Below are 24,102 nucleotides of genomic sequence, written 5' to 3'. Positions count from 1 at the left end.
ATGGAGACAGTAAGAATTTTTGAACGCTTCAGTGAGACGGAGATAGTGGGAACCCGTTGTCAGTAGAGAATATCTGAATATCACTCCTGAGTTGCACTGCTGAAGAGTTACAGTAAGCAGTGACGGAATCTCACCGTTAACAGAGAAGCATATGTCAGTATGTACAGGTGGTATAATGATAGTTCAGGCTTTCATCCTTTTACTGGGGATGGAAGCTTTTTCTTTTGCCAGAAAGTTTGGTCTGCACATCGGGCATAATAATAAAAATTTATTTAATTCTATAAAAATGTTTAAATTTAAGTTGAAGACATTAGATTAAGGAGGAAACGTCGTGTACAAAAAAGTATCCACGAATCTCAATTTTGTAGAGAGAGAAAAAGAAACTGCACAGTTTTGGAAAGATCATGATATTTTTAAGAAAAGTATCGAAACAAGAGAAGGTGACCCTGTTTACACTTTCTATGACGGACCGCCAACAGCGAATGGTAAGCCTCATATCGGACATGTTTTAACTCGTGTTATTAAGGATATGATTCCTCGTTACCGTACAATGAAGGGATATATGGTTCCAAGAAAGGCCGGATGGGATACCCATGGACTTCCTGTAGAGCTTGAAGTAGAGAAGCTTCTTGGTCTTGACGGAAAGGAACAGATCGAAGAGTATGGTTTAGACCCATTTATCCGCCAGTGTAAGGAATCTGTCTGGAAATACAAAGGAATGTGGGAAGATTTCTCAAAGACAGTTGGTTTCTGGGCTGATATGGATAATCCATACGTAACATACAACGATGACTTTATTGAGTCTGAGTGGTGGGCTTTAAAGACAATCTGGGATAAGGGCCTTCTTTATAAAGGATTTAAGATCGTACCTTACTGCCCTCGTTGTGGAACACCTTTATCTTCTCACGAAGTAGCACAGGGATATAAGGCTGTAAAGGAACGTTCCGCAGTTGTTCGTTTTAAAGTTGTTGGTGAGGATGCCTATTTCCTTGCATGGACAACAACACCTTGGACACTTCCAAGTAACGTAGCTCTTTGTGTAAACCCTGAAGAGACTTACTGTAAAGTAAAGGCTGCAGACGGTTATGTTTATTACATGGCAAAAGAATTACTAGATAAGGTTCTTGGTGGACTTGGAACAGAGGAAACACCAGCTTATGAGGTTCTTGAAACATATAAGGGTACGGACCTTGAATATAAAGAATATAAGCCATTATTTGAAGGGGCTGCAAAGGCTGCGGAAAAACAGCATAAGAAAGCACATTTTGTAACATGTGCAGATTATGTAACTATGTCAGACGGTACAGGTATCGTACACATCGCTCCTGCATTTGGTGAGGACGATGCACAGGTTGGAAGAAAGTACGACCTTCCATTTGTTCAGTTTGTAGACGGAAAAGGTAATATGACAGAAGATACACCTTATGCCGGATTATTTGTAAAAGATGCTGATCCGAAGGTTCTTGTTGACTTAGATAAAGAAGGTCTTCTTTTTGATGCGCCTAAATTCGAGCATGATTATCCTTTCTGCTGGAGATGTGATACACCACTGATCTACTACGCAAGAGAATCCTGGTTCATCAAGATGACAGCAGTAAAAGATGACCTGATCCGTAATAATAATACAATCAACTGGATTCCAAAGAGCATTGGTGAAGGTAGATTTGGTGACTGGTTAAATAATATTCAGGATTGGGGTATTTCCCGTAACCGTTACTGGGGAACACCATTAAACGTATGGCAGTGTGAAGGCTGTGGAAAGATGGAGTGTATCGGAAGCCGTCAGGAATTAGAAGAAAAGAGCGGAAATCCAGAAGCACGTACAGTAGAGCTTCACAGACCATATATTGATGCGATCACTCTGACTTGTCCTGATTGTGGCAAGCCAATGAAGAGAGTACCAGAAGTTATTGACTGCTGGTTTGATTCAGGAGCAATGCCTTTTGCACAGCACCATTATCCATTTGAAAATAAAGAACTTTTTGAGCAGCAGTTCCCTGCACAGTTCATTTCTGAGGCAGTAGATCAGACAAGAGGATGGTTCTATTCCTTACTTGCAGAGTCCACACTGTTATTTAACAAGGCTCCATATAAGAATGTAATCGTTCTTGGTCACGTACAGGATGAAAATGGACAGAAGATGAGTAAGAGTAAAGGAAATGCCGTAGATCCGTTTGATGCATTAGAGCAGCATGGAGCAGATGCAATCCGCTGGTACTTCTACTCAAACAGTGCACCTTGGCTGCCAAACCGTTTCCACGCAGATGCGGTAACAGAGGGACAGCGTAAATTCATGGGTACTTTATGGAATACGTATGCATTCTATGTACTTTATGCCAATATCGATGAATTTGACCCTACAAAGTACAGCTTAGAGTATGATAAGTTGTCTGTTATGGATAAATGGTTATTATCAAGACTGAATTCCTGCGTAAAAACAGTGGATGAGTGTCTTGCAAACTACAAGATTCCAGAAACAACAAAGGCATTACAGGCATTTGTTGATGACATGAGTAACTGGTATGTACGTCGTTCCCGTCAGCGTTTCTGGGCAAAAGGAATGGAGCAGGATAAGATCAATGCTTACATGACTCTGTATACAGCACTTGTTACGTTTATTAAAGCATCTGCACCAATGATTCCGTTTATGACAGAAGATATTTACCAGAACCTCGTAAAGAGCGTAAATCCAGATGCACCGGAAAGTATTCATTTATGTGACTTCCCTGCTGTAGATGAAGCGATGATCGACGAAAAACTTGAGAGAGATATGGGTGAGGTTCTTGATATTGTTGTTCTTGGACGTGCAGCACGTAATGCTTCAGGAATTAAGAATCGTCAGCCAATCGGACAGATGTTTGTAAATGGCGAAGCCGCCTTAACAGACTACTACAAGCAGATTATCGAAGGTGAGCTTAATGTAAAAGATGTTATCTTTAAAGAAGATGTATCTGATCTTACCGATTATACATTTAAGCCACAGATGCGTATTCTTGGACCAAAATACGGTAAAGATTTAGGAAAAATCCGTAATATTTTAGCAAACCTTAACGGAAGTGCGGCTAAAAAAGAATTAGACGCAAATGGCTTTTTGACAATAGAGTTAAACGATGATAAAATCAAGTTATTGCCGGAAGAATTATTAATTGATATGTCACAGAAAGAAGGATATGTTTCACAGACAGATCATGGAGTTACCGTAGTACTCGACACGAATCTGACACCGGCACTTTTGGAAGAGGGATTTGTAAGAGAAATCATCAGTAAAGTACAGACAATGAGAAAAGAAGCCGGCTTTGAAGTGACAGACCACATTACTGTATACGAAGATGGAAATGATAAGATTAAAGAAATCATGACCAAATACGCTGATGAGATTAAGAATGATGTATTGGCAGACGATATGCGTGTAGACGCAGAAGGTGGATATTCCAAGGAATGGGATATTAATGGAGAAAAAGTAAGATTAGGTGTCGAGAAAAAAATGTAATCTTAAAACCTTTTAAACACTTGTTTTTAGCAATCGGTTTTTGACCAGCGGCACTCAGATTTTGCGGCGTATGTACTGTGTATGTCTCAAAATCTGAGGCTGACTGATAAAAATCTTCTCACGAAAGCAGGCACGAAAAAGATTCCGGGATTGCACGAGATAATTTAGGAGGATCAGTTCATTGATTAAAAAGGATACTTTCGACAAAGAAAAGTTCAAAAAAGAATTAGAGTCCAATGTCCGTATGCTGTTTCGTCGTAATCTTGACGAGGCAACAACACAGCAGATTTACCAGGCTGTTGCCTACTCAGTAAAAGACGACATTATTGACAACTGGATCGAGACACACAAAGCATACGAAAAGCAGGACAAGAAAATGGTTTATTACATGTCCATGGAGTTCCTTATGGGAAGAGCTCTTGGAAACAACATGATTAACCTTCTTTGCTATGATGAAGTAAGAGAAACATTAGAGGAATTAGGACTTGACATGAACCTTATTGAAGATCAGGAGCCGGATGCAGCTCTTGGTAATGGTGGTCTTGGACGTTTAGCAGCCTGTTTCCTTGACTCTCTTGCCACACTTGGATACCCGGCTTACGGATGTGGAATCCGTTACCGTTATGGTATGTTCAAACAAAAGATTGAGAACGGCTATCAGGTAGAAGTACCGGATAACTGGCTTAAATACGGAAATCCTTTTGAAATCAAGAGAGATGAGTATGCTGTAGAAGTTAAGTTTGGCGGTTATGTAGACGTTGAGATGCATAATGGAAGACAGAAGTTCGTTCAGAAGGGATATCAGAGTGTACGTGCCGTACCATATGATATGCCAATCGTAGGTTATGGCAACCATATCGTAAACACACTTCGTATCTGGGATGCAGAAGCAATCAATAACTTTAACTTAGATTCTTTCGATAAGGGTGAGTACGAAAAAGCAGTTGAGCAGGAGAATCTTGCAAGAACAATCTGTGAAGTATTATATCCAAACGATAATCATATGGCAGGTAAAGAACTTCGTCTGAAACAGCAGTATTTCTTCATTTCTGCATCTGTTCAGCGCGCAGTTGCAAAGTATAAACAGACACATGACGATATCCGTAAGTTCCACGAGAAAGTAACATTCCAGCTGAATGATACACATCCTACTGTAGCAGTAGCAGAGTTAATGAGAATTCTCGTTGACGAAGAAGGTTTAGAGTGGGATGAGGCATGGGAAGTTACAAGAAAGACTTGTGCTTATACAAACCATACCATCATGGCAGAAGCTCTTGAAAAGTGGCCTATTGAGCTTTTCTCAAGATTACTTCCACGAGTTTACCAGATCGTAGAAGAGATTAACCGCCGCTTCGTAATTGAAATCCAGAACAAATATCCTGGAGATCAGGAGAAGATCCGCAAGATGGCGATCCTCTATGATGGACAGGTAAGAATGGCTCATCTTGCAATCGCAGGAAGTTATTCCGTAAACGGTGTTGCCCGTCTTCATACAGAAATCCTTAAGAAACGTGAGTTAAGAGATTTCTATGAGATGATGCCTGAGAAGTTCAACAACAAGACAAATGGTATTACACAGAGAAGATTCCTTCTTCATGGTAACCCATTACTGGCAAGCTGGGTAACAGATAAGATTGGTGATGACTGGATCACTAACTTAGATCATCTTAAACATTTAAAAGTATATGTAGATGATGAAAAGTGCCAGCAGGAATTCATGAACATCAAATACCAGAACAAAGTACGCCTTGCGAAGTACATCAAAGAACATAACGGAATAGATGTAGACCCACGTTCCATCTTTGACTGTCAGGTTAAGAGATTACATGAATACAAACGTCAGTTAATGAACATTCTTCATGTAATGTATCTTTATAACGAATTAAAAGCACATCCGGATATGGATATTGTTCCAAGAACATTTATCTTTGGAGCAAAAGCAGCAGCTGGTTACTACACAGCAAAGCTTACAATCAAGTTGATTAATGCAGTAGCAGACAAGATTAATAACGATCCATCCATCAACGGAAAGATCAAAGTTGTATTCATTGAAGATTACCGCGTATCTAACGCGGAGCTTATCTTTGCAGCAGCCGATGTCAGCGAACAGATTTCCACAGCTTCCAAAGAAGCATCAGGAACAGGTAACATGAAGTTCATGTTAAACGGTGCTCTCACATTAGGAACAATGGATGGAGCTAACGTTGAGATTGTAGAAGAAGTTGGTAAAGATAACGCATTTATCTTCGGTTTATCTGCAGAGCAGGTAATGGAATATGAGAAAAACGGAAACTACAATCCAAGAGATGTATACAACAACAACCAGGACGTTCGTCAGGTACTTACACAGTTAGTAAATGGATTCTACTCACCAGAGAACCCAGAACTGTTCAGAGCACTTTACGACGCACTCCTTGAGAAAGACACTTACTTCACACTGTTAGACTTCGATTCTTACAAAGAAGCTCATAACAGAATCGACGCCGCTTACCGCGATGAACAGCACTGGGCTAGAACAGCAATGCTCCAGACAGCATCCGCAGGTAAGTTCTCCTCTGACCGTACGATTGAAGAGTACGCAAAAGAGATGTGGCATCTTGAAAAAGTGACACTGTAATTTATTAAATAAACAGACGAACCCTAAGAAAGAAAATATCCTAAGATTACAAATATTGGGATTTTTTCTTTCTTGGGGTTCTTTTTTTGCCTAAAATTTCCCCGATTCCTTTTTTTACCGTTTTTATTGCCTGTTTGAATAAAAAAATTTATTGATTACTAGAATAAATTAGTTAAATTTTATATTTTAAAAAAGTATTTTGCAAAAAATACGATAATAATTTGCTTTTTAGGTGTAAAAAGTATAAAATAAACCCATGGAACACTCTGATAGATTTTTGGAGGGAAAGATGGGAGCAACAATAGATGAAATTATTGATTCCCTGAAAAGGGGACAGGGAAAAAGAGTCTCAGATTTGGTAAAAATGGCATTAGAAGAAGGAACAAATCCGCAAACAATTCTGGAGGAAGGTTTTTTGTCCGGAATGGAACAAGTAGCAGAGAAGTTTCGAAAAGAAGAGGTCGGAGTACCGGAGATTTTGAGCGTTACCAGGGCACTGGACAGAGGTGTTTCTACTCTGCGGCATTATAGTGTGGGACGTGCCAAAAAAGAAATTGGGACAGTTATAATAGGAACAGTAAAAGGGGACTTACATGACATCGGAAAGAATCTTGTAAAGATTATGATGGAGAGTAAGAATATAAGAGTGATTGATCTGGGCGTGGATGTTTCACCAAGAAGATTTCTTGAGGAGGCAGTGGGAAGTCATGCTCAGATTGTATGTTTAAGCGGTATTATGCCTCATTCTGAAGAGGATATGAGAGCTGTTGTTGAAGAGTTTGAGATGAAAGGTATTCGGAATCAGTTTTACTTTATGGTGGGCGGTTATTTCCTTACAGAGAAACAGGCGAAAGAAATTGGAGCAGACTGTTATACGGAGGATGCATGTAACTGCGCAGAGAAGGCCTGTCGTTATCTGACAAAGAAGGATAGAAAGAAGAAAAAGCGTTGATTTCTGACCAGTTAGGTTGGATCATACTGATGTTTGGAGGACAAAGCGTTGACGGAAAAGAATAATATCTATATTGAGGACGTAGTAGATGTAAAAGAACTTCAAACTCTGCAGGATAACTGGGCAAAAGCGACAGACCTGGCTTTTGTAACGGTAGACTGTAACGGAACACCGATTACAAAGCAGAGTAATTTTACACCTTTTTGTAAAAGGCTTCGTGAGCTGGATGCATTTCGTGAAAAGTGTTACTACTGTGATGCCTGCGGAGGACGGAAAGCAAGAAGGATTGGCAGAGCATATGTATATATATGTCATGCAGGACTAATTGATTTTGCAATTCCTATTATGATAAAGGGACAGTATGTGGGAGCCTTTCTTGCCGGACAGGTTACCAGTACAGATTTTGCAGATTTAAAGAAGATTACGACACAGAGTGAGGATTGGAAGGACAATCAGGAACTGGTTGAACTCTACAGCCAGGTAAAAGAGGTATCTGTGGAGAAGATTGAGGCTGTAGCACAGATTATCTGTGACAGCTATAATTATTCTGTGGAGAGAGAATATGCGAATAAGGTAAATGCAGAACTTCGTGAAAAGGATTATAAGCTCATGAAAGAAGAGAAGCTTCGTATAGAGATGGAGAAGTCTCTTCGGGATATCGAGTTAAAAGCACTGCATTATCAGATTAACCCGCATTTTCTTTTTAATGTGCTGAACACGATAGGAAGACTTGCATTTTTTGAAAATGCAAAGATGACAGAAGATGTCGTATATGCATTTGCAGATATGATGCGTTACATTTTAAGAAAGAGCAGAGACCCGTTGAGTTCACTTCGAGATGAGCTGACACATGTGCAGAATTATCTTAAGATTCAGAAGATAAGACTGGGAAGCCGGCTGCAGTATTCAATTAATATATCAGAAGCATATTACAGTGTGAAGCTTCCGTTTCTTTCCCTGACTACTCTGGTAGAGAATTCGATCAAGTATGCTGTAGAGAATAAGGCTTCCGGTGGGATGATCGAAGTGAACGGAAGAGAAGAAGATGGAGATTTGTGCATTGATATTATTGATAATGGAGATGGAATGTCACCTTCAAAGATCGTCAGTGTTTTGCGTGGAGATGCCTATAAAGATAATGAAAAAGGCTCTGTTGGACTTTATAATATTAATTCCAGATTGCTTCATTACTTTGGAAATGAATATGCTCTCGTAATTGAAAGTGAGAATAAACCTTCTATGGGAATGAAGGTAACGATAAAAGTGCCGTTGATCCAGGAATAAAGAAAATAGAACGGCGAAACAGCGGAATTACAGAATGATAGCAGAAATAACAGGGATAGTAAAAATAGTAGAAGTAGTAAAAATAGTAGAAACAGCAGAAATAGAAAGGCAGAGAAACCTTGTATAAGATATTAATTGTAGAGGATGAAGAATTAGAAAGAACCTCCATGAAGATTTTTCTGGAGGAGAATTTATTAGATGTAGAGATTGTCGGAGAAGCGAAGAGCGGTTTTGAGGCAGTAGAGATGATTGATTCAAAAGATATTAATCTTCTACTGGTAGATATTAACATACCTGGAATTGATGGTATGGAAGTAATCAAGTATGCGAGGAAAAAACTTCCAAAAGCTGTTATTATTATAACAACTGCATACGATGATTTTAATATTGCGCATAGAGCAATAAAGTTGAAGGTGGATGATTTCCTTCTGAAACCTATTAGAAAAGAGGTTTTACTTGAGTCTGTGAAGTCTTTTTCAAGTCGTTTAGGAGAGGGTAGACAGACCGGTAAGAGTAATAAATTGCTTTCCAAATTTGAAATGGAATTAAAAAAATGCTCTTATAAAGCTTCCGTAGACATTTTAAGAGACTACATAGACCAGTTATACTTAGAGGAGCATGATGTTAATATTATATCAAAGAGACTGCAGGAGGTTGCTAAGACAATCGTGCGGATCAGTGAGGAACTTGGAATCGTTGATACGAATGAACTTGTAGTTCAGATGGAGAAGCTTAAGATTAAGTACCTTCTTTATAATAATAAACATGATGCCTATAATGAAATTATCAAGATGGTAGACATTCTCTTTGATAAGATGAATATCAAGGGTAAGCTCTCAGAAGGGGGCATGAAGGCGGTTATCGATTACATAGAGAGAAATCTCAAGAAGGGAATCAGCCTTGAGGATGTTGCAAACCATGTGAATATCAGCACTTATTATTTAAGTAAGATATTCAAAAAAGAGATGGGTGTGAACTTTATCACCTATGTCACAGACCGGAAGATGGACCTAGCAAAAGAAATGCTGGTCAACACAGACATTCCGGTGCTTAATATTGCCTTGGATCTGGCGTATAATGAAGCGAATTACTTCAGTAAGGCCTTCAAGAAGAAGACCGGATTAACGCCGTCTGAGTATAGAGAAAAGTACAGAAACAGAAAGGAGGAGGAAAATGAAACGGTTTAAACTTTCCACTGAAGTTTTATTCAGTGAAGACGCCATAGACGCACTTCTTGAAGAAAAAGATGAGAATGCGGTCCTGATCACTGATAAGTTTATGGTAGATTCAGGTATGGCAGACATAATCTTAAAGAAGCTGTCTAATTGTAAAGAGGTTTCCGTTTTCAGTGAAGTTGTCCCTGATCCACCAATGGATCTGATTGAAAGGGGTATCGCATTTTTGCAGGATAAGGACTGTGATGTCGTAGTTGCTCTTGGAGGAGGTTCTTCCATTGACGCGGCGAAGGCCATTGTATATATGGCTAAGAAGATTGACGAAAAGCAGAATCCTGATAATCAGAAGAAGATCAAACTGATTGCCCTGCCGACAACAAGTGGTACAGGTTCCGAAGTTACACAGTTTGCTGTTGTAACAGACAGCAAGACAGGGGTTAAGATTCCATTAATTGATGAGAGTCTTATGCCAGATATCGCTATCCTTGATCCGGAACTTGTTAAGTCAGCACCTCCGTTTATTACAGCGGATACAGGAATGGATGTTATTACCCATGCTCTTGAAGCTTATGTTTCAGAGACAGCAAGCGATTGTTCTGACTGTCTGGCAGAAAAAGCTGCAGAGCTTGCTTTTGAATTCCTTCCACGTGCTTACCGCAATGGTTATGATATTAAGGCGAGAGATAAAATGCACAGAGCATCCTGCCTTGCAGGTATGGCATTTAACCTTGTAAATCTTGGTGTAAACCATGGTATCGCTCATGCTTTAGGAGCAATCTTCCACATTCCACATGGAAGAGCCAATGCGTTAGTGCTTCCTTATGTTATTGAGTTTAATGCTGATATGGCAAGAGAAGGCGCAAAACACAGCAATGACGCAGCAAAGAAGTATCAGAAGATGGCAAGAATCGTTGGCCTGCCAGCTCCTACACCTAAAGTTGGTGTGGCTAATCTGATTGCAGAGATCCAGCGTCTGTTAAAATATATGGATCGTCCACAGTGTATGTCCGAATGTGGCGTCAGTGTAGAAGAATTTAATAAACACAGAGAAGAAATTGTGCGTCGTGCATTGGCTGATGCATGTACACAGGCTAACCCTAGAAAGGTTACAGCAGAAGATATTAATAAAATTCTTGATCATATTGCAAAATAGTAGCGTTTGTATACAGAATCATTTGCTGCTCTGTGGTGAATATGGCAACAAAGTATCATGAATATAAATAAATGCATGAGTTTTTATGTGTTTAAAAACTAAAAATTATAGGCACTAGCCAAGTAATTTTGTGAAAAGTGCTATATAATGATACTATCCTGTAAATCAACCAAAATAAAGTCTGCCAGAACAATCAACCACGGGGCAGATAAGAATTTTATAAGGAGGTCAATTATGCAGAAAGAAGCTTTAGGAATGATTGAAACCAAAGGTTTAGTTGGCGCAATTGAAGCAGCCGATGCCATGGTTAAATCAGCAAACGTAACATTAGTAGGATACGAAAAAATCGGTTCCGGTTTAGTTACAGTTATGGTAAGAGGTGACGTAGGAGCTGTTAAAGCATCTGTAGACGCAGGTACAGTTGCTGCAGATAAAGTTGGTACAGTAGTTTCCAGCCACGTAATCCCAAGACCACATACAGACGTAGAAAAGATCTTACCACAATAGAGTTAGTCCTTGTCTGATCAATTATTAATGGAGGTATAATTCAATGAAAGATGAAATGATGGCTAAAATCATGGACGAAGTTATGAAAAAAATGGGTGGCACAGATGCTCCTGCTCAGAGTATGGCTTGCGAAGCTCCTCAGGGAATCAATGAAGACCTTTGCGGTTTAACAGAGTATGTTGGAACAGCTATGGGACACACAATCGGTTTAGTAATCGCTAACCTTGACTACAGTGTTCATGAATTATTAAAGATCGACCCTAAATATCGTTCAATCGGTATCCTTGCAGATCGTACTGGTGCAGGTCCTCAGATCTTCGCAGCAGATGAAGCTGTTAAAGCTACAAACACAGAAGTTTGCATGATCGAGTGCCCTCGTGATACAGAAGGCGGCGCTGGACATGGATGCTTAATCGTATTCGGTGCAGAAGATGTTTCTGATGCAAGAAGAGCTGTAGAAGTTGCATTAAGCTTCGTTGGCAAACACTTCGGTGATGTATACGGAAACTCCGCTGGACATCTTGAGTTCCAGTACACAGCACGTGCTTCTTACTGCTTAGAGAAAGCATTTGGCGCAGTTGTTGGTAAAGCATTTGGTATCACTGTAGGAGCTCCTTCAGGTATTGGTATCGTATTAGCCGATACAGCTTCTAAGACAGCTACTATCGATCCTATCGCTATCGCTACACCAGGTAATGGTGGAACATCCTTCTCTAACGAGGTTAACTTCTTCTTCACAGGAGATTCAGGAGCAGTTAGACAGGCTATCATTGGTGCAAGAGAAGTTGGTAAACAGTTACTCAAAGCTTTAGAGCCAAGTGAGCCACTGGAATCTGGTACTGTTCCATATATCTAAGAAACGCTCTGATTTTTAAAGCTTCTTTATACGGGGTGAGAGCCGCATAAGGAATAATGCATGAGATATCCACAAAGCGGGGGTGAGAGCCTGCAGATGGATATTGTAATCCTTTTATTTTAAATAGATTTTGAACAGATGATTTAAAGTAAAAGATAGTTTAATTGAGAATTTGAGAGGTGTTGAGACCGTGAGAAGTAAACGTTTTGAATATTTAGATCAAAGACCTGTTAACCAGGATGGTTATGCAAAAGAATGGCCAGAAGTAGGCTTCATTGCCATGAACAGCCCATTCGATCCTACTCCATCTATCAAGATCGTAAACGGCGAAGTCGTTGAGATGGATGGAAAAACCAAAGAAGACTTTGATATGCTTGATGCATTCATTGCTAAATACGCTATTAACCTTGACTTTGCAGAAGAGGCTATGGCTACAGATTCTCTGCAGATTGCACGTATGTTAGTAGACATTAACGTACCAAGAGCAGAGTGCTTAAAATATACTACAGCAGTTACACCTGCTAAGTTAGTTGAAATCGTTGGTAACCTGAACGTACTTGAAGTTATGATGGGTATTACCAAGATGAGATGTCGTTTAAAACCAGCTAACCAGTGTCACGTTACAAACGTAAAAGATAACATGATTCAGATTGCAGCAGATGCAGCAGAAGCAGCAGTTCGTGGATTCGCTGAGATGGAGACAACAGTAGGTATCGTACGTTACGCTCCATTTAACGCTATCGCTATTATGTTAGGTGCTAACGTTGGACGTCCTGGTATCCTTACACAGTGTGCTGTAGAAGAAGCTACAGAGCTTGACTTAGGTATGAGAGGTTACACCGCTTACGCTGAGACAGTATCCGTATACGGAACTGAAGACGTATTCATGGATGGTGATGATACTCCTTGGTCAAAAGCTTTCTTAGCATCCTGCTACGCATCTCGTGGTGTTAAGATGAGATTTACATCTGGTACTGGTTCAGAAGTTCAGATGGGTATGGCAGAAGGAAAATCCATGCTTTACCTTGAGGCTAGATGTCTTGGTGTTACTCGTGGTGCTGGTGTTCAGGGAACACAGAATGGTTCCGTATCTTGTATCGGTGTTCCAGCCGCTGTACCTGGTGGTATCCGCGCCGTTGCATGTGAGAACTTAATCGCTGCTATGCTTGACCTTGAGAACGCTTCCTCTAATGACCAGACATTTACACATTCTGATCTTCGTAGAGTTGCTCGTTCTATCCCTCAGTTCATTCCTGGAACTGACTACATCTGTTCCGGATATTCTGCAACACCTAACTACGACAACATGTTCGCAGGATCTAACTGGGATGCAGACGATTATGATGACTGGGTAGTAATCCAGCGTGACTTAAGAGTAGATGCTGGTCTTCTTCCTGCAAGAGAAGAAGAAGTTGTTGCAGCACGTAACAAAGCTGCAAGAGCTATTCAGGCACTGTTCCGTGAATTAGGTTTACCTGAAATTACAGATGAAGAAGTTGAAGCTGGTACATATGCTCGTGGATCACAGGATATGCCAGACCGTGACGTTGTAGCTGACCTTAAAGCTGCTACAGATATGCTTAACCGTGGTGTTACAGGTATTGATTTCGTTAAAGCTCTTTACAAGGGTGGTTTCGAAGACGTTGCAGAGTCTATCTTCAACATTCAGAAAGCTAAAGTTGTTGGTGACTACTTACATACAGCTTCCATGCTTGATGATAAATTCCATGTAATTTCTGCTGTTAACAGCCCTAACTGCTATGAAGGACCTATGACAGGTTACCAGATCAGCCCAGAACTTTGGGAGAAACTGTCTGATATCCGTACTGCAGTAGATCCGGCTAAACTTTAATCGAGTAAGGAAGGTGAACCATAATGGCAATTGATGAAAAATTATTAAAAAGTGTTATCGCTGAAGTTCTTAAAGAAATGAACACAACTTCCTCAGCAGCAGCTGAAGAAGCTTATGAATGCCCTGGTATGCAGATCACTGAAATCGGTGACGCTGAAAAAGGTACAAATCCTAACGAAGTTGTTTTAGGTTTAGCTCCTGCATTCGGAGAATCCCAGACAACTAACATCGTTGGTGTTCCTCATGCAGCTATCGTTAAAGAAATCATGGCTGGTTTAGAGGAAGAAGGAGTTTCCTGTAGAATCGTTAAAGTTTACAGAACATCCGATGTATCTTTCATCGCTCATGATGCTGCTGAATTATCAGGATCAGGAATCGGTATTGGAATTCAGTCCAAAGGTACAACTGTAATCCATCAGAAAGACCTTCCACCGCTGTCTAACTTAGAGTTATTCCCACAGTGCCCACTTATTGACCTTGAAACATACAGAGCAATCGGAAAGAACGCTGCTCAGTACGCTAAAGGTGAATCACCAAATCCGGTACCTGTAAAGAATGACCAGATGGCAAGACCTAAATTCCAGGCTTTATCCGCTGTACTGCACATCAAAGAAACAGAGCATGCAGACAGAGATAAAGCTCCTAAAGCTCTTAAAGTTGTATTTAAATAAACGGAGGTGTCAATCGTGGATCAGGAATTATTAGTAAGACAGATTATGCAGGAAGTTATGAAAAACATGCAGGGTTCTGCCGCAGCCTGCGAATGTGAAGGCAAGGTTACGGTTGAAGATTACCCACTGGGAGAGAAAAAACCAGAATTAATCAAGAGTGCTTCTGGAAAAACTTTAGACGAGTTAACATTACAGGGTGTTATCGACGGTAAGTTAGACGCTAAAGATTTCCGTATCACAAAAGAAACTCTGGAATTACAGGCTCAGGTTGCTGAATCTGCAGGACGTGGATTCTTCGCAACAAACTTAAGAAGAGCTGGTGAGTTAATCCCAGTACCTGATGCAAGACTTCTTGAGATTTATAACGCTCTTAGACCATATCGTTCAACAAAAGCTGAATTATATGCAATCGGTGATGAGTTAATCAATGAATACGGTGCTACAGTAAGTGGTAACTTCGTTAAAGAAGCTGCAGACATTTACGAAAAACGTAACCGTTTAAAAAAATAATTAGTTGATTGATTTCAACGGAGGTATGAGAAGTGAAATTAGTTGCGGGCGTTGATATTGGCAATGCAACAACGGAAACTGCGATTGCCAGAATTGATGGTAAAAATGTGACGTTTCTTTCCAGTGGTATTACAAGTACCACTGGAATCAAAGGAACGAAACAGAACATACACGGAGTTTTTCAGTCACTGAAGAAGGCACTTGATAAAGTTGGCTTTGAAATCAGTGATCTTGATGAAGTTCGTATCAATGAAGCCGCTCCCGTTATCGGTGATGTCGCTATGGAGACCATTACCGAAACTATTATCACGGAATCTACTATGATTGGACACAATCCCAATACTCCTGGTGGTATTGGGATTGGTGTTGGAATATCTCAGCGCATCGACAGATTAGATACTGTCAAAGATGGAGGAGATGTAATTGTGGTTATTCCGGCAGAAGTTTCCTTTGAAGCTGCCGCTGCACTCATTAACCGATATAACAAAATATTTAACATTACAGGTGCCATTGTCCAGCGCGATGATGGCGTTTTGATTAACAACAGGCTTGAAAAGAAGATTCCTATCGTTGATGAGGTGGGTATGATTGATAAAGTACCTCTCGGAATGTTATGTGCAGTAGAAGTTGCCCCTGTTGGCGGAGTTGTCGAAGTACTCTCTAACCCATATGGTATCGCAACATTATTCAAACTGTCACCGGAAGATACAAAACAGGTTGTACCGATTGCCCGCGCGTTAATCGGAAATCGTTCTGCCGTTGTCATTAAAACACCGGAAGGAGACGTAAAAGAAAGACGTATACCTGCCGGTTCTATTGAGATTATAGGCGCAAAGAAAAAAGTAATCGTTGGCGTAGAAGAGGGAGCCGAGAAGATGATGGAAGCTGTAAACAGCGTCCCAGTCATCGAAGATATTAAAGGTGAACCTGGAACCAATGCCGGCGGTATGCTTGAAAAAGTTCGTCAGGTTATGTCAAATCTTACAAACCAGCATCCAAAAGATATCAAAATTCAGGATTTACTTGCTGTAGATACTTATAATCCTCAGAAGATTAAAGGTGGTCTCGCAAATGAATTTTCTTTAGAAAGTGCAGTAGGAATTGCTGCCATGGTTAAGGCAGACCGTCTTCAGATGAAGATGATTGCGGAAGAATTGACAGACCGATTAAAAATCCCTGTATATGTTGGCGGTGTTGAGGCAGATATGGCTATTAAAGGGGCTTTAACTACACCGGGTACAAATGTACCACTTGCCATAGTAGATATGGGAGCAGGATCAACGGATGCTTCAATTAAAGACAGAGAAGGAAATGTAAAGCTTGTCCATCTGGCAGGAGCCGGAAATATGGTAACTTTACTTATTCAGTCAGAACTAGGGCTGGAGGATTTCAATACAGCAGAAGATATTAAAAAGTATTCTCTTGCAAAAGTTGAGAGCCTTTTCCATATCCGTCACGAAGATGGAACGGTTCAGTTCTTCGAAAAACCGTTAGATCCAAATGTATTTGCAAAGGTTGTCTTAGTCAAAGAAGAGGGAGAGCTTGTTCCAATTGAGGGACAGGATTCCATGGAAAAGATTAAGATGGTAAGAACCAATGCAAAGAAGAAAGTATTTGTAACAAATGCGATTCGTTCATTAGCGAAGGTAAGTCCTACCGGTAATGTTCGTGATATCGAATTTGTAGTATTAGTAGGTGGTTCTGCACTCGACTTCGAGGTGCCGACTCTCGTAACTGATGCATTATCACAATATAATATAGTAGCTGGTCGGGGAAACATTCGCGGATGCGAAGGCCCTCGTAATGCGGTAGCAACAGGACTTGCGATGTCTTGTGCTGATGTATAGGAGACAATTATGGAAGGAAGCAATACAGTAATTGATAACAGACCTTCAGTGAAAGTTTTTTATGACTGTGATCACCTTTCTGAAGCTGATTTTGTCAGTGTCCTTCTTGGAATCGAAGAGGAAGGCATCCCCTATGATGTTCAGGCAGAGCATTGCAGTTCCGTATTAGAACTTGCACATAATGCCAGCTTGAATTCAAGATTAGGGGTGGGCGTTGGTATCAGCAAAGAAGGCGTTGTTCTTCAGCATGAGAAGCTGGATAAGGCGGCCCCTCTTTTTAAGATTAAGTTATATCAGACAGAGCTGTTCCGGAAAATCGGCGCTAATGCCGCAAGACTGGTAAAGAAAATGCCATTCAAAGTTCTGGATTAAGGCTTTACAATCAATTAATTCTGAAATGTGAGGAGGTGTGAAGGTGTCTAACAATAAATGTCTTGGTTTCATCGAAACCTTTGGTTTAGCTGCCTGTGTGGCAGCAGCAGATGCGGCTGTTAAGTCTGCTAATGTAAGACTGCTTGGTTATGAATATGCAAAAGGCGGCGGAATGTGTACTGTAAAAGTAGAAGGTAACGTCGGAGCATGTAGAGCAGCAATCGCAGCAGGTAAGAAAGCAGCAGAAGCAGTTAACGGTTCATTAAGTGGAACAAAGAGTACACTGTTAAAGGCAAGACCGGCAGACGGCATGAGAGAATTACTCGTAGACAACAGAGAAACTGTTGGTGGAGATATCGCTCTTGCAGAAGGTTATCGTCCAAAGGGAGATACTAAGAAACCGGTACTTGTAAAGAACTGGAAACCAAAAACAGAACCAGAGGTTGAGGTAGTAACTGAGGAAGCACCTGAACCGCCTGTAGTGGAAGAATCCGAAGAAGAAGAGCCGACATCAGAAGAACCTGAAACGGAAGAGGTCAAAGAGGAAGCTCCTGTAGAGGAACCAAAAGCAGAAGAACCTGCAGAGGAACCTCCTGTAGAAGAAGCTCCAGTGGAAGAAGCTCCTGTAGAAGAGCCGAAGGCAGAAGAACCTGCACCGGAAGCTCCGGCAGAAGAGACTCCAGTAGAGAAACCGGAAACAGAGGAAGCAGCACCTGAAGAGACTGAAACGAAGAAAGATTCTGATAAAAAAGCAGAACCTTCTAAAGGAAAGACTTCAACAGGAAATAGAAGAAGCAGATCCAGAAGAAAAAAGAACACCGATAATAACGATAACAAATAAATCGGAATAATCGGCTCTGGATTATCAATTTAGAAATCCGGCAGGGAAGGCTTCCCGCCTTTCCTGCCATAGTATCAATAATAACGTACTTTTTTGTACATACAAATATGCGCAATGGATGCATGTGGATACCGAGACAGACACATGCAATCCTGACAATAATGATTCGGTATTCGAACATTAGAATGAATAAGGGGATCACATGAACGATTACAATAACGTTTTAGTTGGATTTTCGGAGCTTATCAAAAATGAAGAATTTCGTCCCTATGAAGGGGATTTGAGATTGGGTGTCGATCTTGGAACCGCCAACATTGTAGTATCTGTTGTAGATTCCAATAACACACCAATTGCCGGGGCCTCCTATCCGTCCACGGTTGTACGGGATGGAATCGTTGTGGATTTCATGGGTGCATCCAGAGCGGTCAGAAATATGAAAGCCAAGCTGGAAGACCTGATGGGAGTGGAGTTTTACGAAGCTGCCACAGCTGTTCCGCCGGGAATTATTTCTGGAAACGTAAAGGTAATTTCTAACGTAGTTGAATCTGTTGGACTGGATGTAATCAATGTTGTTGATGAACCAACTGCCGCCGCTTCTGTTCTTGGTATTACAAATGGAGCAGTAGTGGATGTCGGTGGTGGAACAACCGGTATCAGTATTCTCAAAGATGGAGAGGTTATCTTTACTGCAGATGAGCCTACAGGTGGAACACACATGACTCTGGTTCTTGCTGGAAGTCTTGGATGCTCCTTTGAAGAGGCCGAGAGAATCAAAAAAGATCCGAAACAGGAAATGCTGGTATTTCCTGTGGTTAAACCGGTAATTGAAAAGATGGCAGCAATCGTTGCCCGTTTTATCCAGGGATACGATGTGGACGTTATTTATGTAGTAGGCGGTGCCTGCAGCTTTAAAAAGTTCGAGAGTGTTTTTGAGAAGGAAACTGGGGTTAAGACGATTAAGCCGAAAGAACCTTTACTGGTTACTCCATTAGGAATTGCCATGAACTGCAATAAGCAATAGGTGGCATAATGAATAGAAAAGAATTTGAAGAAGCGCTTATGTCAACCATTGTGGAATACATTTCAGATCAGGTCATCTTACGATACGCACAGGCCTGTAAGAAGGCAACTGTTCTTTTCTCTGGAGCTTTGATCGGATATAAGGATGCAGTAACATCCTTAAATGAACTGAAAAAAGACGGCTGGACATTGACAGCAGTACTGTCAAAGGCAGCAGGAGAAGTAATTACAGAAGAACGTATCAAAAATGACATTGATCCGGATGCCATTTATGTTGAGGGCGCTCCGGTTAACGGCAGACAGATTGTAGACGACAGTCAGTTTGTAATTATTCCGTCCCTGACAATTAATACAGCCGCAAAGGTTGCAAATTGTATCAGTGATAATCTTCTTACCAATATGATTTCCAGAGCGATGGCTACAGGAAAGCCAATCGTGGCAGCAATTGATGGCTGCTGTCCGGATAACAAGGTAAGAGAGCAGTTAGGCTTTAAAGTAACAGAAGCTTATAAAGCGAAAATGCGGCATAATCTTGAAGATATGCTCGCATACGGAATCACATTGACTACAGACTATAGTCTGTGCAGTAAAGTAAATGAAGTTTTCTCTGCAAAGATTTCTCTTCCGGCACTGGATAACAGTAAGCCAGCACCAAAAAAAGAGAGAATTGTTTCCGCAAAGATGGAGCCGGCAGTACAGTCAGTAAGCCAGCCTGTTAAAAAAGCGGGAGCAACCGGTAGTGTAAAACTTGATAAAAAAGTAATCGGCAGAGTCGATATAGCAAAGAATGCGAGATTTAAAACAATCGTTGTAAGACAGGATGCATTAGTTACCGGTCTTGCAAAAGACGAAGCTTTAAATCGCGGAATTACGATTGTAAAAGAGTAAGTAGGTGAAGACATGTATTTAGGTAAAGTGATTGGTACAGTAGTTTCTACTGTTAAGGCTCCAAGCCTGACCGGCAGTAAGTTTCTTATCGTTGAAAAGATCAATCAGGATCTTACAGCAAAGAAACAGACAGAAATTGCTGTTGATACTGTTGGAGCCGGCGATGGTGAAACCGTAATTGTCGTAGGCGGAAGCTCCGCACGTATGTCAGATGGTAAAAAGACTGACCTGCCAGTAGATGCTGCGATTGTCGGCATTGTCGATACCGTAGAAATATCACAGTGTTAAGGGTGTGAATAATGTCAAATATTTATACAAAAACAGGTGATAAAGGAACAACGGGTCTGTATGGTGGTTCCAGAGTTGACAAAGATAGTTTAAACGTTGATGCTTACGGAACTGTCGATGAAGCAATCTCTTCTTTGGGAGTTGCCTATACCCTGACTGATTCACCGGAAATAAAAGAATATATTAATCATATTCAGAAGAGGATGTTCCAGGCAGGTGCTGAATTAGCCAGTGATGCAAGAGGAATGGAAATGCTCAAAGATAAGATCGGGGAAGCTGATATCAAGTACCTCGAAAATATCATTGATAAATCCACCGAAGTGAACGGGCTGATGCGAGAATTCGTAGTACCTGGAGTTAATCCTTCCTCCGCAGCCTTACACGTTTCAAGAACAATTGTAAGACGCGCAGAGAGAATAATGACAGCACTGGCAAAACAGGTTCCTGTTCGTGAGGAGTTACGCAAGTATATCAATCGTTTATCCGATGCATGCTTTGCAATGGCTCGTCTCGAAGAGGCAAGAGCAAAAGATCAGGAGATCGAAGAATTAAAAGACACAGTGAGACAGGTAGTTGAAACCTTAGGATCTATGAGAAAGGAAGAAAACAGCATGGATATGTCAATGGAAAGCTTGAAAAAGATGGCTGGATTCATAGAAGAAAAGGCAAAAGAAATTGGTGTTCCAGTTGCATTTTCCGCAGTAGATGAAGGTGGAAACTTATTATACTTCCAGCGCATGGAAGGAACCCTTTTGATCAGTACAAAGGTGTCTCAGGATAAAGCATACACTGCCTGTGCTTTAAAGTGTCCGACATGTGATCTTGCTGATGTGACGAAACCAGGTGAGAGCCTGTGGAGTCTTCATAATTCTGGTGATGGCAGAATTATTTGTTTTGGAGGCGGATACCCGATCAAGAAAGATGGCAAAGTAATCGGAGCTATCGGAGTAAGTGGTGGTACCGCTGAAGAGGATATGGCAGTAGCGACATACGCATTAGAAAAAATGCAAGGAGGAAAAGCATAATGAATATCGATGTTGAATTAATTGAAAAAGTCGTTAAAAAAGTTTTAAACGATGTTGAGACTGGCTCCTGCGAAAGTGAATATGGATATGGTATCTTTGATACTATGGATGAAGCAATCGAAGCTTCCGCAAAAGCACAGAAAGAATATATGAACCATTCCATGGCTGACAGACAGAGATACGTTGAAGGTATCAGAGAGGTTGTTTGTACAAAAGAAAACCTTGAGTACATGAGTAAGCTCGCAGTAGAAGAAAGTGGAATGGGTGCTTATGAATATAAAGTAATCAAAAACCGTTTAGCAGCAGTTAAATCCCCAGGTGTTGAAGATTTAACAACAGAAGCTTTATCAGGTGATGACGGACTTACATTAGTTGAGTACTGTCCATTCGGTGTAATTGGTGCTATCGCTCCTACAACAAACCCTACAGAAACAGTTATCTGTAACTCCATCGCAATGCTCGCTGGTGGAAACACTGTAGTATTCAGCCCACATCCACGTTCAAAAGGCGTTTCCATCTGGTTAATTAAAAAACTGAACGCTAAATTAGAAGAACTGGGCGCTCCTAGAAACTTAATCGTAACTGTAAAAGAGCCATCTATCGAAAATACAAACATCATGATGAACCATCCAAAGGTTCGTATGCTTGTTGCTACAGGTGGTCCTGGAATCGTTAAAGCAGTTATGTCCACAGGTAAGAAAGCTATCGGAGCTGGTGCTGGTAACCCTCCAGTAGTAGTAGATGAGACAGCTGATATCGAAAAAGCAGCAAAAGACATCGTTAACGGATGTTCTTTCGATAACAACCTTCCATGTATCGCAGAGAAAGAAGTTATCGCTGTAGATCAGATCGCTGACTACTTAATCTTCAACATGAAGAACAATGGCGCATACGAAGTAAAAGATCCTGAAATCATCGAAAAGATGGTTGATCTTGTAACAAAAGACAGAAAGAAACCAGCTGTTAACTTCGTAGGTAAGAGCGCACAGTACATCCTTGACAAAGTTGGAATCAAGGTTGGACCAGAAGTTAAATGTATCATCATGGAAGCTCCTAAGGATCATCCATTCGTACAGATCGAGTTAATGATGCCTATCCTTCCTATCGTTCGTGTTCCTAACGTAGACGAAGCTATTGACTTCGCTGTAGAAGTAGAACATGGTAACAGACATACAGCTATGATGCATTCTAAGAATGTAGATAAACTTACAAAGATGGCAAAAGAAATCGAAACAACTATTTTCGTAAAGAATGGCCCATCTTATGCAGGTATCGGTGTTGGCGGAATGGGATATACAACATTCACAATTGCCGGACCTACAGGTGAAGGTTTAACATCTGCTAAATCATTCTGCCGTAAGAGAAGATGTGTATTACAGGACGGTCTCCATATCAGAATGAAATAATTAAGAGGTGAGTTAAATGGAAAAAAACCTTATTGATATCATTGCAAAATCCGGTATCGTTGGTGCCGGTGGTGCAGGTTTTCCTACTCATGTAAAAATGAATGCTAAGGCTGAATATGTCATCATTAATGGTGCTGAATGTGAACCGTTATTAAGAGTCGATCAGCAGCTTATGGCCGTTGAGACAAAGAAAATTCTTGATGCATTAAAGCTCTGCATGGAAGCAGTAGGTGCAGACAAGGGTGTAATTGCCTTAAAAGGTCACTATGAAGCAGCAATTAACAGCTTTAACCAGCTCTTGGGAGAGTATGAAGGCATCAGCCTTCATCTCCTTCCAAACTTCTATCCAGCTGGTGATGAACAGATTACAGTATACGAAGTTACGGGAAGAATTGTACCAGAAGGTGGAATTCCTCTACAGTGTGGAGTTATCGTTTCCAATGTAGAGACCATGCTTAATATTTACAATGCTTACTTTGAAGACAAACCAGTTACAGATTCTTATGTGACATTTGCCGGTGAAGTAAAGAATCACATTACATTGAAACTGCCACTTGGTATGACAGTAAAAGAAGCATTAGACCTCGCTGGAGGAGTTACCGTAAATGGACCATATGTCGTAATTAACGGCGGTCCTATGATGGGTAAACATGTTGCGTTAGATTCTAAGATTACAAAAACAACAAAAGGCTTAATCGTATTACCGGAAGATCATCCATTAATTCAGGATGTAAAACTTCCAATACCTAAGATGCTTCATATGGCAAAAGCTGCATGTTGTCACTGTAGTATGTGTTCAGAAGTATGTCCTCGTCATCTGATCGGACATAGAATTGAACCAAACAAGACTATCAGATTTGCAAGCTACGGAAGCTTATGCGATGGTTCTGATACACCAATGATCGCATTCTTATGTTCAGAATGTCGTCTTTGCCAGTATGCATGTATCATGAACCTCCAGCCTTGGAAGGTAAATCATGAACTGAAAGGTATCATGGCAAAACAGGGTATTAAGAGTACATTGCATAACCAGCCAGAATCAGTACATCCAATGAGAGAGTACAAACGATTCCCTATTAAGAAGTTAATTGCTCGTCTTGGACTGACTCAGTATAATGTGCCAGCTCCTCTGACAGAATTAACAACAGAGATAGATCACGTATCTATTCCTGTAGGACAGCACATCGGCGCACCTGCAGTTCCATGTGTAAGTGTTGGTGATACCGTTGCAAAAGGCGATGTGATCGCTCAGCCTGCAGAAGGTAAATTAGGTGCTTGTATTCATGCTAGTATCAGCGGTACAGTCAAAGCAATCGCTGACGGTTGTATCTCAATCGAAAAATAAAGG

20 protein-coding genes are annotated in these 24,102 nt (G+C 40.8%); all 20 read left to right on the top strand.

Annotated features, from left to right (window positions below; translation table 11 throughout):
* Positions 1-331: 331 nt before the first annotated feature.
* The 20 genes from ileS to EHLA_RS14440 all read left to right on the top strand — a co-directional run bounded on the left by ileS (position 332) and on the right by EHLA_RS14440 (position 24,099).
* Positions 332-3,490 carry an isoleucine--tRNA ligase gene (ileS, locus tag EHLA_RS14535; protein WP_096241308.1) on the top strand — a complete coding sequence of 1,053 codons (3,159 nt, stop codon included), beginning with the start codon at positions 332-334 and terminating at the stop codon, positions 3,488-3,490.
* Positions 3,491-3,671: 181 nt separating this feature from the next.
* Positions 3,672-6,107, top strand: coding sequence for a glycogen/starch/alpha-glucan phosphorylase (locus EHLA_RS14530; protein ID WP_096241307.1), 2,436 nt, complete (start codon positions 3,672-3,674; stop codon positions 6,105-6,107).
* A gap of 289 nt (positions 6,108-6,396) precedes the next feature.
* The gene (locus tag EHLA_RS14525) at positions 6,397-7,059 is read left to right on the top strand and encodes a cobalamin B12-binding domain-containing protein (protein WP_162290869.1); all 663 of its coding nucleotides are present in this window, start codon (positions 6,397-6,399) and stop codon (positions 7,057-7,059) included.
* Positions 7,060-7,107: 48 nt separating this feature from the next.
* Positions 7,108-8,343: a PocR ligand-binding domain-containing protein gene (locus EHLA_RS14520; RefSeq protein WP_162290868.1), complete on the top strand. Its 1,236-nt coding sequence runs from the start codon at positions 7,108-7,110 to the stop codon at positions 8,341-8,343.
* A gap of 119 nt (positions 8,344-8,462) precedes the next feature.
* Positions 8,463-9,530 carry a response regulator transcription factor gene (locus EHLA_RS14515; RefSeq protein ID WP_096241304.1) on the top strand — a complete coding sequence of 356 codons (1,068 nt, stop codon included), beginning with the start codon at positions 8,463-8,465 and terminating at the stop codon, positions 9,528-9,530.
* Complete coding sequence (locus tag EHLA_RS14510; protein ID WP_021907062.1) at positions 9,517-10,671, top strand: 1-propanol dehydrogenase PduQ; 1,155 nt, start codon at positions 9,517-9,519, stop codon at positions 10,669-10,671. The genes EHLA_RS14515 and EHLA_RS14510 overlap by 14 nt, the downstream gene beginning before the upstream one ends.
* 234 nt (positions 10,672-10,905) lie before the next feature.
* Entirely contained in the window at positions 10,906-11,178 is a 273-nt protein-coding gene (pduA, locus tag EHLA_RS14505; protein WP_005344403.1) for a propanediol utilization microcompartment protein PduA, read from the top strand.
* 43 nt (positions 11,179-11,221) lie between these two features.
* Positions 11,222-12,034: a propanediol utilization microcompartment protein PduB gene (gene pduB / locus EHLA_RS14500; RefSeq protein WP_021907063.1), complete on the top strand. Its 813-nt coding sequence runs from the start codon at positions 11,222-11,224 to the stop codon at positions 12,032-12,034.
* Positions 12,035-12,224: 190 nt separating this feature from the next.
* Complete coding sequence (locus EHLA_RS14495) at positions 12,225-13,886, top strand: propanediol/glycerol family dehydratase large subunit (protein ID WP_096241303.1); 1,662 nt, start codon at positions 12,225-12,227, stop codon at positions 13,884-13,886.
* A 23-nt stretch (positions 13,887-13,909) separates the two neighbouring features.
* Positions 13,910-14,557, top strand: coding sequence for a propanediol/glycerol family dehydratase medium subunit (locus EHLA_RS14490; protein ID WP_096241302.1), 648 nt, complete (start codon positions 13,910-13,912; stop codon positions 14,555-14,557).
* A gap of 15 nt (positions 14,558-14,572) precedes the next feature.
* Positions 14,573-15,067 carry a diol dehydratase small subunit gene (locus tag EHLA_RS14485; protein ID WP_096241301.1) on the top strand — a complete coding sequence of 165 codons (495 nt, stop codon included), beginning with the start codon at positions 14,573-14,575 and terminating at the stop codon, positions 15,065-15,067.
* Positions 15,068-15,099: 32 nt separating this feature from the next.
* Positions 15,100-16,914: a diol dehydratase reactivase subunit alpha gene (locus tag EHLA_RS14480; protein ID WP_096241300.1), complete on the top strand. Its 1,815-nt coding sequence runs from the start codon at positions 15,100-15,102 to the stop codon at positions 16,912-16,914.
* 9 nt (positions 16,915-16,923) lie between these two features.
* On the top strand, positions 16,924-17,286 hold the full coding sequence (locus EHLA_RS14475) for a glycerol dehydratase reactivase beta/small subunit family protein (RefSeq protein WP_021907066.1): 363 nt from the start codon (positions 16,924-16,926) through the stop codon (positions 17,284-17,286).
* Positions 17,287-17,329: 43 nt separating this feature from the next.
* Positions 17,330-18,127: a BMC domain-containing protein gene (locus EHLA_RS16805; RefSeq protein ID WP_162290867.1), complete on the top strand. Its 798-nt coding sequence runs from the start codon at positions 17,330-17,332 to the stop codon at positions 18,125-18,127.
* 202 nt (positions 18,128-18,329) lie between these two features.
* Positions 18,330-19,148: an ethanolamine utilization protein EutJ gene (gene eutJ, locus EHLA_RS14465; RefSeq protein ID WP_021907068.1), complete on the top strand. Its 819-nt coding sequence runs from the start codon at positions 18,330-18,332 to the stop codon at positions 19,146-19,148.
* 8 nt (positions 19,149-19,156) lie between these two features.
* A complete protein-coding gene (locus EHLA_RS14460) occupies positions 19,157-20,035 on the top strand; it encodes a flavoprotein (RefSeq protein WP_096241298.1) in 879 nt (292 codons plus the stop codon).
* Between the two features lie 12 nt (positions 20,036-20,047).
* The gene (locus EHLA_RS14455) at positions 20,048-20,323 is read left to right on the top strand and encodes a EutN/CcmL family microcompartment protein (RefSeq protein ID WP_021907070.1); all 276 of its coding nucleotides are present in this window, start codon (positions 20,048-20,050) and stop codon (positions 20,321-20,323) included.
* An 11-nt stretch (positions 20,324-20,334) separates the two neighbouring features.
* Positions 20,335-21,348: a cob(I)yrinic acid a,c-diamide adenosyltransferase gene (locus EHLA_RS14450; RefSeq protein ID WP_021907071.1), complete on the top strand. Its 1,014-nt coding sequence runs from the start codon at positions 20,335-20,337 to the stop codon at positions 21,346-21,348.
* Positions 21,348-22,754: an aldehyde dehydrogenase family protein gene (locus tag EHLA_RS14445; RefSeq protein WP_021907072.1), complete on the top strand. Its 1,407-nt coding sequence runs from the start codon at positions 21,348-21,350 to the stop codon at positions 22,752-22,754. Before EHLA_RS14450 ends, EHLA_RS14445 begins: the two co-directional genes overlap by 1 nt.
* Positions 22,755-22,770: 16 nt before the next feature.
* Complete coding sequence (locus EHLA_RS14440; RefSeq protein WP_021907073.1) at positions 22,771-24,099, top strand: SLBB domain-containing protein; 1,329 nt, start codon at positions 22,771-22,773, stop codon at positions 24,097-24,099.
* Positions 24,100-24,102 lie beyond the last annotated feature (3 nt).

It is taken from the genome of Anaerobutyricum hallii, from assembly GCF_900209925.1.
Taxonomy (GTDB): domain Bacteria; phylum Bacillota; class Clostridia; order Lachnospirales; family Lachnospiraceae; genus Anaerobutyricum; species Anaerobutyricum soehngenii.
The sequence above is the reverse complement of the archived record's forward strand: the minus strand, read 5'-3'. Positions and strand labels throughout refer to the sequence as shown.

Coding starts and splice junctions, on each gene's coding strand:
- pduB (WP_021907063.1), top strand. CDS start 11,222: ATGAAAGATGAAATGATGGCTAAAATCATGGACGAAGTTATGAAAAAA.
- pduA (WP_005344403.1), top strand. CDS start 10,906: ATGCAGAAAGAAGCTTTAGGAATGATTGAAACCAAAGGTTTAGTTGGC.
- EHLA_RS14525 (WP_162290869.1), top strand. CDS start 6,397: ATGGGAGCAACAATAGATGAAATTATTGATTCCCTGAAAAGGGGACAG.
- EHLA_RS14455 (WP_021907070.1), top strand. CDS start 20,048: ATGTATTTAGGTAAAGTGATTGGTACAGTAGTTTCTACTGTTAAGGCT.
- EHLA_RS14450 (WP_021907071.1), top strand. CDS start 20,335: ATGTCAAATATTTATACAAAAACAGGTGATAAAGGAACAACGGGTCTG.
- eutJ (WP_021907068.1), top strand. CDS start 18,330: ATGAACGATTACAATAACGTTTTAGTTGGATTTTCGGAGCTTATCAAA.
- EHLA_RS14510 (WP_021907062.1), top strand. CDS start 9,517: ATGAAACGGTTTAAACTTTCCACTGAAGTTTTATTCAGTGAAGACGCC.
- EHLA_RS14440 (WP_021907073.1), top strand. CDS start 22,771: ATGGAAAAAAACCTTATTGATATCATTGCAAAATCCGGTATCGTTGGT.
- EHLA_RS14445 (WP_021907072.1), top strand. CDS start 21,348: ATGAATATCGATGTTGAATTAATTGAAAAAGTCGTTAAAAAAGTTTTA.
- EHLA_RS14475 (WP_021907066.1), top strand. CDS start 16,924: ATGGAAGGAAGCAATACAGTAATTGATAACAGACCTTCAGTGAAAGTT.
- EHLA_RS14460 (WP_096241298.1), top strand. CDS start 19,157: ATGAATAGAAAAGAATTTGAAGAAGCGCTTATGTCAACCATTGTGGAA.
- EHLA_RS14490 (WP_096241302.1), top strand. CDS start 13,910: ATGGCAATTGATGAAAAATTATTAAAAAGTGTTATCGCTGAAGTTCTT.